The organism is Bdellovibrio bacteriovorus (genome assembly GCF_001592755.1).
Lineage (GTDB): Bacteria > Bdellovibrionota > Bdellovibrionia > Bdellovibrionales > Bdellovibrionaceae > Bdellovibrio > Bdellovibrio bacteriovorus_E.
This window is the reverse complement of record NZ_LUKF01000016.1, coordinates 405,357-416,268: the sequence shown is the minus strand read 5'-3', so window position 1 is coordinate 416,268 and position 10,912 is coordinate 405,357. Positions and strand designations below refer to the sequence as shown.

The following is a 10,912-nucleotide window of genomic DNA, read 5'->3' as shown; positions in this document are numbered from 1 at the left end:
TTTTGTTTTCCCTTGTCTAGTCCCGAGGGCTTTCTTATCATTTGATTATATGAAAAGAAAACCCTGGTCCTTGATCGTTCTTGCACTCCTTCATGTTTTCGCACCCATTGGAAATCTTATTCTCAATGCCTTCCGCTCGGGACGTACTCTTCCGCAGCAGTGGACTTATTGGTTTGAGATTTTACCGAAGCCTTTGTTGTTTCTTTACGTAGGCGTACCTGTCCTTGCGGGCATCTTTATCTACATCTGCCGCCGCTGGAGCTACTGGGCCTATCTTGCTTGTATCGCTTTAGTCTTACTTTCGAATCTTTATAGCTACTGGACAAGCATGAACTGGAACACGTTGGTGATTCTGATTGTGGTTCTTCTTGTAGACGTCTTGATTGTTGCCTACTTCGTCGTGCCGTCCGTTCAACAAGTGTACTTTGATCCGCGCATGCGTTGGTGGGAAGCGGCGCCTCGTTATAACTTCAATCAAGAAGGAACCGTGAATGGAGCGAAAGCTTTTATTAAAAATCTTTCGCAAGGTGGCTTGTTCCTGACAGCGGGGCCGGAACTTGCTGATGGTGATAAGGTCGACGTGTATTGGAAATTCGACGATCACGAAACTGTTGTATCGGGTCTTGTAGTTTACCGAGTGAATCGTCCAGGCAGTGAAGGTTGGGGTGTTCGCTTCGAGCATACTAACGAAAGTCAGAAACAAGTAAAACGCGTGATTGATAAGTTGCACGCAGACAAGAAAATTGTGACCGAACGGTTGCCGGGACCTGAAGATAGTTTCGGAGCTTGGCTCAAGAAGCTCGTAACTAAGGGCGAAGGACTTTTTCCAAAATTCAGATCATAAAAAAAAGGGAACTCGAAAGCTCCCTTTTTATTTTCAAGAAATTACTGACGTTTATAAACGCAGCGAGCTTCACCACGGTTGAGACCGGCAAGCCCATCGGCTGTTTTACGAACGGCAAAAAGAGTGTTCTTATCATCGGAAAGTTTCAAAGCGACCGCGTCTTTAACTCGCGAAGCGGGAACTCCCAAGATACTTTCGATACCGCTAAATTGAAAAACTAAACTGCCATCGTCTTTCAAAGTGACGGAGTCTTTGCCTTTAGTTGTCGTCATGGCTTCGCCGTGAGACGTGCGGACTTCGCGTGAAGAATTAAGTTCACTTTTTACCAGGGCGAAATCTGTGATGTCAGAGCGATAAAGAGAAAGCTCTTTGCCCTCTTGTCTAACGATTAAACCTTCATAGCAGAAGGTCCCGTCTTTAAGCTCTTCGCGCTGTAAATCATAACGTCCAATGTAATCTTGAACGCCCGCAAAGGCCGAGGAGCTTCCTAATAATAAAAGACCCATCAGAACTGATTTTTTCATTTATAGACTCCGTGGTTTTAAAATTAAAAAAAACGCGACCCCCAGGAGAGAGCGGGGGCCGCGTTTTGAAGATTCATATTAGTAGATGTACTCAGGGTTCAAGATGCTTGTGTAGCGAGCAAGATCTTCGATCGCGTACATCAAGTTTTGTTGTGAGCTCGACAATGGAGAAGCATCCATCATCAATCCCATCACCACATCACCAGATACTGGGCCACGGTCTTTAAGTACGATTTGTACTGAAGACACGGCTTGAACTAAAACTTCCTGACCTAGCGCTAGCAAATCCAATGAATTTGCAAGAGTCGTGTTGTTTGATTTCAAACCCGCCAACTGTTGCAATACGTTGTTCAACTGCTCTAGAGGAACTTGCTCAAGCATTGGTTTTACTTGCGTGAAGTAGGACATAGATCTGCTAGTCATGCTTCTTAACATCAACACTTGTTTATCCAAAGCGAAGTTTGGATTTGCTTTGATCTCATCAGCAGACACGATCGCGCCGTTTTGATTCAAAGCTGTCAATGTCATCACAAGCTCGGCTGCTGCTGCGTCACCCTTGGCAGCTAGTGCTTTTAACTCTTCAGAAGAAGCTACAATGTCTGCAAACGCTTTGTCTTTCAACTTTTCGTCCGCTTTCTTAACTGCAGCTACCTTCGCACTCAATTCCATGTCCGCTTGGATCATCTGGAACATACCCTGAGTCAAAGTCTCCCTATTTTCTAACAGTGTTCCTTTACGAGCGGCTTTATTTACTAGAACCTGCGCACCGATCGCATTGTCAGCAGCGAAGAACTTAACACCCGCAGCTGATTTTGAACTCTGACCGTAACGAGTTGCCATCAAACGATCTTTTACAGTTTTTCCACCTTTCAAAGTTCCCACTTTGAAGAACTCTGCGAAAGTATCCAAACCTGGATAGCGGTATTGGTTGGTATCAGCCAAGCCACCCAATGTTGCAGAATCCAAAAGGCTTCTGTTTACGTTCACTGGCAACTCAACCGTTTGTAAGTTGTGGTACTTGTCTACAAACCCTGAGTTTAGTGTTCCAGAGATGATTTCAAGAAGCGTCAACATGTTTTGAGACTGAGCCGCATGTTGAACGCCTAAGAAATACTGTTCGAATTCATTGTAACCAATCCAACCCGTTTGAGAGTCATCAGTCATAGCTGCAGGATTTGCAGTTAACAAGTATCTAAGAGCGAACTGTTTGTCGTAACCGATACCCAAAGTATCCAAACGATCGCTCATCGGAGCCGGAGCCGCATCGTAAACACGACGAGCTTCAAGGATACGCACGTCAGGAGTTTGTTTAAACACCGGTTGACCGTTAGCATCGACAGCTTGTTGACCGTTTTGCATAACTGGTTCGTTCAACATGTATGGAACTGGGATCAAACGTTGTTTGATTTCTTCTTTCGAGTTACCGAAAGCCAAGTTCGTGTCAGGGATACGGATCACTTCGTGGAAGAAGTCGTATCCAAGGTGAGAAGCCTCACGGAAGTCAGCCATTTCAGCGTCTGACAATGCTGTACGGTAGATCACCATCTTGAAGTAATGATCCAAGTAAGAGCGAATCGTCGTGAATCTAGAGATAGAGCTTCTGATCACGTTTACTTTTTGCGGCCAGCCGAAGTTCAAGCGATCAGCTGCATGGTAAGATGTCGCATAAGATCTGTGGTAGTTTTGGATTTCGTTTTTAACAACTTCTACCGCAGAGGCACCTTGATCATAGCGTTGGCATCCTGGTTCATTTCCTACTTCCATGTCGTTACATTGACCGTAATGTTTCAAAAGTCCTGTTTGCGCGACAGTTTGTCTTGCCATATCAGAGTAATATCTGAAGCCTAAGATTTTCTTAACGTCTTGGAAAGAGATAAACTGACCAGCTACCGTGTTTACTGACACTTTAGATTGGTTAGTTAATACACCACCAGTTTTAGCAACCATAGCTTTGATATCTTCACTCAACTCAACCAAACCTGTGTAAGCCGCGCGCAATGCATGCACGTCGTATGTACCTGGGCCTTGGTATTCCATTTCAGGAGCTGCGATGTAGTCCATGATAGATGTATAGTTACGGTTTGTCTTTTCACCTGGGAAGTTAAAGTTAGCTTTGTCAAAAGAGCCTTTGAAGTTGTGCACAAGACCGATCGCGTGACCCACTTCATGCAATAAAGTCGCTTTGATCTCTTTTTTGAATAATGTGTTAAAATCTGAGCTTAGGAACTTGTCGTTGTATTCTGCACGCGTGTACAAGAAGCAACCGCCACGTTTTTTAGCTTGTTGATCAAATCTTGCAGACATCTCTTTCATTTGAGCTTGTTTCAACAACAATTGTTTCATTTGTTGAGACATGCCATTTTCAGTGCGAGCCAACTCACGAGCAATGATAGCTTCCAACATGATTGGATCGTTTTCCAACTCCTGAGAAAGAGCAGCCTCCAATACACTGCGAGTGAAGTCTTTATTTGAATTTACTTTAGCTTCAGAGACTACGCTGCGTCCTTTTAGAATCTTAGCTTGCAAAGACTTGCCTGCTTTTTTAGATGCTACGTTCGAAGCGAACTTAGAAGAGAAGCGTTGAGCCGCCACTGGGCGTGAAGACAACACTAATTTCTGTACGAATGAACCGTAAGACTTCGTCAAAGATCTCACTTTTTCAGCTGCTGCAGCACCTGAAGCCGCACCTGCTGAACCTTCAGCTGCTGCTGAAGAGCCTTGTTGCTGCTGTTGAGCTGCCAATTCTTTTTGGAATTCAGCCAAAGCCTCTTGTTTTGCTTCGTCCAACATTTTTTCGTATTCGCGAGACTCTTTGTAAGATTCCATCATGCGACGGATTTCCATCTCAGAGTTTCCAGAGTAAACCATCACGTTGTTCGCGATGATTGTACCAGAGTATGGATTTGGTGCCGGTTGAGCTACACCCAAAAGACCGTTTTCAGTCGGTTGGTCAAAGAACCATAAGTAGTTGCGGTCCAAGTCACCCAAGTGACCTGTATCATCATCACCCGTGTGAAGAACGATGTAGTCACCAGAGCGCTCAAGGTTCGTACCTTTGAAAGCTTTGCGGAAAGCTTCATTCCACTCAGCCACAACCTCGACCGCTGCCTGAGTGATAAGAGCTTTTCTGTCAGAAGGAGCATTTTTCAAACCGCCAACCCAGTAGTGCAATACTTTGCCGTTACGGAAGTCATGAACCACGGGACGGTACACTTCGCTGTTCTCACGGCCTGGACGAACATCAGTAGAAGTGATTGTTTCACCCATAGTGAATGTTGCGAAGTTCAAAGAGCTTTGAACGTTGGGAGCGATGTTCGGTGCCCATTGAGCATCGTCAACTTGCGCATTCGTGCGTTTTTTGAATGAAAGACGCTCGATCACGTTGTAGTTGAATTGAACATTCCAACCCAAAGCATAGTTATTTGTCGTCGGAGCGTTATGGCAACCTGGTTTTACAGTGTAAGAACCAGACAAAGAGAAGTTCAGGATGCCATCGCTATTTAAACGCATGTCCATGTCAGTGACTTGTTGAGAAGTCGCTGCAGCCCAGCACTCGCCAGCATCGAAAAAAGCCAATGGAGAATTGGCAACAGGAATTGTATTTTTAGTCCAATCAATCTCTACGTACTCTGCATCTTCAAGCTTCGCTTCAATTAATTTAGGAACTTGAAGAGCTACGCCATCAGCGTTCACAGTCTCAAGTTTGAAGTATTTTACCGGAACTGAAATCAACTCTTCTTTGTCTTTCGCTGTTTGTCCTTCGTATTGAATCAAAGCTTTTTGATTGCGTACTACTAAACGGCTTTTTTCAAGTTCGAATTTCACGACGGAAAGGTCACCGCTTGTACCAGACTTGCCCACGAGCATCATGTTAGAAGCATCTTCAAAAGTTCTTCTGAAGTAAAACTCACCCTTAAGGTCCGCTACTTTAATTGTATTCAATGGATCGATAATTCCCGTAGGACGAGCGCGCTCTGCACGTACTTCGCGGGCGATTTCAACCAAGCCTTGCGCCTGAGCTTTGGTAACCTTTTGAAGCTCGATTTTATTTGAAGTATTATCTTTAGAGTCTGCAAGCACTAGACGAGCGTTTTTATAAGTCACTGGAACCTTCGCCACCAAGCGAAGAACACAGTTCTTATCCGCAGAAGTCACGCCAGAGTCAGAGCAACGAATGATTTCGCCCGCTGCGCGACCTGTATTGATAAGACGTTTTTCATCGTCAGACAAAGAACCTACCGTTGTTAGTTCGTAAACTTTCATATCGTCAGAATCAAGCTTAGTAAGAACTTGAGAATCGTCAGCTACGAACTTCATGTTGAAGTTATAGCGAGATTGAAGGTCTGCAGCCCTATGGATCTTGTTATCCAAGGATTCCATCGTGAAGATTTGGTCCATTTCGACTTTTTGGTCGACGCTGCCTACATCCTTACGAGCGTCAGAAGTAATATTCAAACGAATATGAGTGGCCTGGCTGAACTCAGTTTCACGCAACTTCAATGTCGAAGTGCTTTCTCTGAGTTCATTTTTTGTTCTTTCCAGAACACCTTTAGAAGCAATTTCATATTTGAAAAGTGGAACTAGAACGTTGATGTTAGCGCGGTTCAATAAAGAAGCCGAACGAGCTTTTTGCGCCGTCGCCATCTTATTCATGATTTCTTTTTTAGCTTGAGAGGAAGTGGCTTTTTGTAAATCAATAGAAAGCTGAACTTCGCTTGGAGAGACAGCGAGTTGTTTTTCTAGGCGGGTCAAGCTTTCAACATTCGTTGTGAGCTTGTAGGCCGTAACAAATTTGGAATCTACGCCGAACACGATTTTGAAGTCTTGGGCTTCCTGACCGGAAACTTCAAGGTTTTCAAACATGAAGCGCAAACGTTGAGGGATGGAAGATTCTGATGTGTCGACCGCAACTAAACCTTTTTCGTTTGAAGCCTTATTGCTAGCTGCTTCAACCAAAGACTTCTCGCGGGCGCTGGCTTTTGCGATGGCTTTAAAACCTTCACTCGACGGGGTCGCGAAGTCTGAAATCGCAAAGATCTCTAGAGCTTCTGAATCCGGTAAAGTCGCATCACGCTTTTTCGTACAACCCGCGGCCACGAGGGCGAAGGTCAACAAAGCCGTAAATGCTTTTGTGTACTGAGGTTTGTGAGCCATTTTTCTCTCCATTCCTAAATTGTCACTGCTCATAGCACCACATCGAATATATGGGCCTAGAACAAAGACACTCTCCTTAAGGGATATAAATGCATTGAAAGTGCCACGAGCTTCTGGTTGCGGCCGTGAATTAAATGCATTACAGGCAGACAAGCCGTCCACAGAATATACAGGGGACAATTCAGGGAGATCTCAAAATGAGACACTGATTTTCTGATTTAAAACACCGGTCCTCGTGGAAGCTTGTCGTCGAATTAAATCTCGGATTTCATTCTGAAAAGCAGGGGGATTTATGAGAGGGATTTTTGTCTTTTGCGGACTATTTTTTCTAGCGATCTACGCCCACGGATTTATCGTATACGGGGATGCCGTGGCGATGGGAGAGGGAACTGCGAAGGCCTTCGCAGATATCGGAGAAGATGGCACTCCTTATTCTGTCGGCTTGGCGCTTACGGATGGAGCTTTGAATGCCTTGCCTCAACATGAGCCAGGTGAGTACACACTAAAATTGCCGTCCATTCTGAACATCCCGCCTTACAATCACATGGTCATTAATTGGATGCCTCACGGTCATGAGCCTGATGGTATTTACAACCGACCTCACTTCGATTTTCACTTTTATTTTATTGATGAGACAACTCGCAAAGCGATCACTTGTATGGGCGCCGATCGTGAAATCTGTTTGAAGCAACCGGATCCCGATAAGCTTCCACCGTTCTATGTCGGTGGCCCCGAAGGCGTTCCGCAAATGGGTTGGCACTGGGTGGATATGCGTTCGCCAGAGTACAACGGCAAGCCTTTTACGACCACTTACATCTATGGCTATTACGACGCAAATTTAATATTCATTGAGCCGATGATCACGCGAGAGTTTTTGTTAAAGAAAAAGAAATTCGAGCAAGAGCTGATGTTGCCAAAGACCTTCACCCATCTAGGCTATTATCCGCAAAAGTATTCGATACATTTTGATAAAACACGGGCAATGCACTTTATAACTCTGAAGTATTTAAAAGAAATGCAGTAAATTTAGAGTGCGAAAATCTTGCGGCAGGCCTGTCCCTTCAAGGAAGGAAGCAGGTCTTGCCCTTGTTTTAAAATGAAAGGATTTTTTGAGTCCCGAGTCCACAGCTCTTGGGCGACGGATGAAAAATCTTTTCCTGTGCGCGCAGACTCTGCAATGGCGTTCTCTAAAAGAGCCAACCAGATAAGAGCTTTGTTGCGCTCCATCTTCCATTCGATCTCGGATGCCGGAAAGAATTTTTCTCCAGCTCGTGAAACATCAAATTTCTGTTGGAAGTTGAAATGACCTAAAGAAGAAACGGACTTTAAAGGCTTCACGGCGAATTCAGGCTGATCGTCGATCAGAAGAGTGTTCTTGGGATTCCAGTCGGGAATTCCTTGATTCAAAACTTTTTTGTGCTGCTCGGAGAATTTCAAAGTCTTGTTTTGAGACACCACGGTCAGATCCCCATAAGACAGAATACGGTGGCTGATATCGACGAGGGACCGACCATCAGAAAGCTTCACACTTTCAAGTAAAGTCATATTGCGTGACTGGGTTCCACCACTAAAAAAACTGATGCGAATATCTGGATGAGTTTTTAAAAGATGTTCGATGACTTCCGTGAGGTGGTCGGTGGGTCGATAGGTTTTACCTTCTATTTGAATGCTCTTAGAGCTGCGTTCATTCGGGTCTTCGGAATGAACGGTGTAAAAGGTGGTCCAGTCGATATCAAAGACAATGTCCAGAGGAGTGCCGGCCCACGCGGGTTGGAAGCTTAGAGTAAGAAGAAGTGCTACCAACCAGGCTTTCATGGCCGTCCTAGAAGACTACAGTTGCAGAGGCGTAAACAAGTGAAGTGTTTTCGTTGATCAACTGCACGTTAGAGTCATCGCCGTTAGGTTTTAAAGAAGAACCTGAGTTTGTGTGGCCTGCGGCAATCGAAAAAGTGGGATTGATTTCATAGCCAATCTCTTGAGTCATTTCGAAACTGTCGCGCATCACGTTTTGGTAAGACCATGTGTTTCGGTGAAGAAATTCAGCGGATACAGAAATGCCCGTAGTAAAAGTGTACGCCATCGAAAACATCTGCGATGAAGTCCATTGCGTATTTACACGGCCATCCAAAGCAGTTTCATACTGATGGAAGTTGCGACCTGCCGAAATTGAACCCGCGATGTCCAGTCCCGAAATAAGACGGTCTGGATTGATCATGCCGTTCACGGTTGTTGAAAGCGAAGCGATCAGATTTTGACGAGTATGAGAATCCTTAGAAGTAGGAAGACCCGTAGCTACGCGATAACCCAACATAATCGTTTTACCCAAAGCCATGGGCGCACGCCCCAAGCTGACAGACGTGTCCGAGAAATCATTGTTTTCAGGATATTTTAAATCTTGAGAATAACCACCTTGAACGCGCATAGAAAACTTGTCGTTCAACTTCAGATTCAGACGCATCATATAGTCCATAGCGTCCTGGCGAGTGCCGTCTTCAAAGTCATAAAGACTTGTCGAGCGACTGGCATTGACGAATCCACTCCACATGCGCCCTTGTTTTTTCGGTTGTTGTACTAGCGTCGTCGAAGACGTCACAGATGCATTGGCAAAGACCTGGCTTGCCAGCAAGACTGTCGTCAAAAATCCGATAAGGGGGCGCATAGCAAAAGACATAAACACTCTCCTTCGGGATTATTTTGCAGGGAGGGTGCCAGAAGCCAACGGCCCTAAATTGCAGCCTGATAAGATTTACCTGTCTAAGTATTGGTCAGAGGCCCGTCTCTGGCATCCAGCGCATTGACATAAGAAAAGCGCGCGATGACCATGAGCTGTGGCAATAAAAGTACGCGATTATATTTTGATATTCTCTGATGGCGCTTGTTCAGGAAATCCCGGTCCCGGTGGCTGGGGAAGCATTGTGCTTTTGCCGAATGATCAGGTGCAAGAACTAGGTGCGGGAGAACGCTCTACGACGAACAACCGCATGGAGATGACAGCCGCTGTCGAGGCGCTGAAGTTTATTTCTGCTGTGCCAGGTCCTGTGCATTTTTATACGGACTCCACTTACTTGATTCGTGGAATCACGCAATGGATTTGGGGCTGGAAAAAACGCGGTTGGAAAACGGCGGAAGGTGCGGATGTTTCCAATCGTGATATTTGGGAAGAACTGGCGCAGCTCATTCAAGCGCGCGGTCCCGGTAATAAGATTGAGTGGAAATATTCGCGCGGTCACGTGGGCACGCCGGGCAATGAACGCTGTGATCGCATCGCCGTCGCCTTTTCAAAAAATGATTACGTGTCTTTGTATCAGGGACCTTTGAGCTCTTATCCCATCAACATGCTGGAAGTTCCCGCCGACACGGCTTTGCCAGAAATGCGTGCGCCGGGTGAAAAGAAAGAGGCTTTCAGTTACTTGAGCAATATCGGTGGCCTGGTTTATCGTCACAAGAATTGGCCTTCTTGCCAAAACCGTGTGAGCGGAAAATCAGGAGCTAAATTCAAAAAGGCCACGTCGGCCGCCGATGAAATCGAAATTCTGAAATCCTGGGGATTAAGTCCTCAGACCGTCATCAAAGAAGGATAGTCAGCATGGAAATCGCGAACCGTCATATTCTTATCACAGGTGCCAGTCGTGGAATCGGAAAAGCCTTCGCTAAAATGTGTGCCGAAGACAAAGCGAATCTTCATCTTGTGATGAGGCAGTCGGACGACAATCTGGTAAAAGAATTGCAAACCGTGGGCGCAAAATCAGTGAGCGTGTGGGAATCAGATCTTTCAACCCGTCAAGGTGTCGATGCGCTGTTGAATAATCTGAAAGAGACGCCGATTGATATTCTCTTCAACAACGCCGGAATGCTAACGGGCGGTCTGATTGAAGAGCAGCCTTTAGATGATATTTACAAAATGTTTCAAGTGAACGTGAATGCGCTGGTTCATCTGACTCACGGGCTGTTGCCAGGAATGTTAGAACGTAAGCGCGGAAAAATCATTAATAACTCTAGCGTCTCTGCGTATATGCATTTTCCTTGTGCTTCGACTTACGCGGCCTCAAAAGCCGCCGTCATGGCATTTACAGACTGCATTCGTATGGAGCTTAAAGATACGGGTGTTACGACATTATTGTTGGTCACTCCCGGGATCAAGACTCGCATGTTTGATGAGATCGAGACTTTGTATTCTAAGAATTTCGTGATTCCGACGGAATCAATCTCTCCAGCAAAATATGCACAGATGATTCGTGAAGCTATTCTTCATGATATTGAAGTTTTAGAGCCGAGTGGATTGACGGGAGTGGGATTGAAGATTGCGAAATTCGCAAAACCGCTTTTTGATATTGAAGTCGGACGACGCTTTAAGCGCAATTAAGGCAAAAAAAAGTCCGTCTTTTCAGAC

8 protein-coding genes are annotated in these 10,912 nt (G+C 45.3%); 4 read left to right on the top strand and 4 right to left on the bottom strand.

Features of this window, described 5'->3' with window-relative positions; genetic code table 11:
• Positions 1-49 precede the first annotated feature (49 nt).
• Entirely contained in the window at positions 50-844 is a 795-nt protein-coding gene (locus tag AZI85_RS11695; RefSeq protein WP_063244207.1) for a PilZ domain-containing protein, read from the top strand.
• Positions 845-885: 41 nt separating this feature from the next.
• Here AZI85_RS11695 and AZI85_RS11690 read toward each other — a convergent pair whose 3' ends face one another.
• Both AZI85_RS11690 and AZI85_RS11685 read right to left on the bottom strand, forming a co-directional pair.
• Positions 886-1,368: a hypothetical protein gene (locus AZI85_RS11690; RefSeq protein ID WP_063244206.1), complete on the bottom strand. Its 483-nt coding sequence runs from the start codon at positions 1,366-1,368 to the stop codon at positions 886-888.
• Positions 1,369-1,446: 78 nt separating this feature from the next.
• The gene (locus tag AZI85_RS11685; protein ID WP_063244205.1) at positions 1,447-6,522 is read right to left on the bottom strand and encodes a zinc-dependent metalloprotease; all 5,076 of its coding nucleotides are present in this window, start codon (positions 6,520-6,522) and stop codon (positions 1,447-1,449) included.
• A 292-nt stretch (positions 6,523-6,814) separates the two neighbouring features.
• Here AZI85_RS11685 and AZI85_RS11680 point away from each other — a divergent pair, with 292 nt between their 5' ends.
• Complete coding sequence (locus AZI85_RS11680; RefSeq protein ID WP_253720962.1) at positions 6,815-7,546, top strand: DUF5602 domain-containing protein; 732 nt, start codon at positions 6,815-6,817, stop codon at positions 7,544-7,546.
• Positions 7,547-7,548: 2 nt separating this feature from the next.
• On the opposite strand, the gene AZI85_RS11675 is transcribed toward AZI85_RS11680, so the two are convergent.
• Positions 7,549-8,337, bottom strand: a complete 789-nt coding sequence (locus tag AZI85_RS11675; RefSeq protein WP_063244204.1) for a hypothetical protein — start codon at positions 8,335-8,337, stop codon at positions 7,549-7,551.
• 7 nt (positions 8,338-8,344) lie between these two features.
• Positions 8,345-9,193, bottom strand: coding sequence for a hypothetical protein (locus tag AZI85_RS11670; RefSeq protein ID WP_063244203.1), 849 nt, complete (start codon positions 9,191-9,193; stop codon positions 8,345-8,347).
• Between the two features lie 157 nt (positions 9,194-9,350).
• Here AZI85_RS11670 and rnhA point away from each other — a divergent pair, with 157 nt between their 5' ends.
• Both rnhA and AZI85_RS11660 read left to right on the top strand, forming a co-directional pair.
• A complete protein-coding gene (gene rnhA / locus AZI85_RS11665) occupies positions 9,351-10,103 on the top strand; it encodes a ribonuclease HI (protein WP_253696388.1) in 753 nt (250 codons plus the stop codon).
• A 5-nt stretch (positions 10,104-10,108) separates the two neighbouring features.
• On the top strand, positions 10,109-10,885 hold the full coding sequence (locus tag AZI85_RS11660) for an SDR family NAD(P)-dependent oxidoreductase (RefSeq protein ID WP_063244202.1): 777 nt from the start codon (positions 10,109-10,111) through the stop codon (positions 10,883-10,885).
• Positions 10,886-10,912: the final 27 nt, after the last annotated feature.